This is a genomic window from Rhodococcus sp. 05-340-2 (genome assembly GCF_002258915.1).
In the GTDB taxonomy this organism is placed as follows: Bacteria; Actinomycetota; Actinomycetes; order Mycobacteriales; family Mycobacteriaceae; genus Rhodococcoides.
Map to the genome: position 1 here is coordinate 1 of NZ_NOYU01000033.1, position 735 is coordinate 735.

Consider the following 735-nt stretch of genomic DNA (forward strand, 5'->3'; position numbering starts at 1 on the left):
CCCACCAGCGGCGACTCGTCGACCATCGGTGAACAGCAACAGTCCAATCCCGCGCTGACCCAGGACGAACAAACCTACGTCGACGAGTTGATCGCAGGATTGTCGGCCTACCCCGCGTACTACGCCCACATGGGCGTCATCAACACCGAAGGTCCGGCCCCGATCGATCTGTCCACCCCGGAGCCTGTCGATCCCGACGAACTACGCAGGCGCATCGACGATGGCCAGTGGGTCGTCGACCTCCGCGCACGAACCGCCTTCGCTGCTGGACATCTCGACGGCTCCCTCGGTTTCGAGCTGTCGACGACGTTCGTGACCTATCTCGGATGGCTCTACCAGTGGGGTGCGCCGCTGACATTGATCGGTGACACCTCCGACCAAATCGACGATGCCACTCGAGAGTTGGCGCGCATCGGCATCGACCGCCCCTCCGGTTCGGCTGTCGGTGAGATTCACTCACTCGCCGGCGACGGCCACGTGCGGTCCTACGAGGTGTCCGACTTCGCCGGACTTGCCGCAACCGACTCCGACATCACTGTGCTCGACACACGTCAACAGTCCGAGTACGCGGACGGCCACATCCCCGGTGCGGTGAATATCCCCCTTCACGAACTGCCGCACCGACTCGCAGAAGTCCCCGACGGCAAAGTGTGGGTGCACTGCGCCTCCGGCTATCGCGCCTCGATCGCGGCCTCACTACTCGACCGGGAACATCGCAGCGTGGTGCTCATCGAC

At 63.9% G+C, this 735-nt stretch carries 1 protein-coding gene; it reads left to right on the forward strand.

The genetic code is table 11. The features are described 5' to 3' along the window. Positions 1-735: rhodanese-like domain-containing protein (locus tag CH271_RS20740; protein ID WP_143546087.1), on the forward strand; the 735-nt coding region annotated here is incomplete at both ends.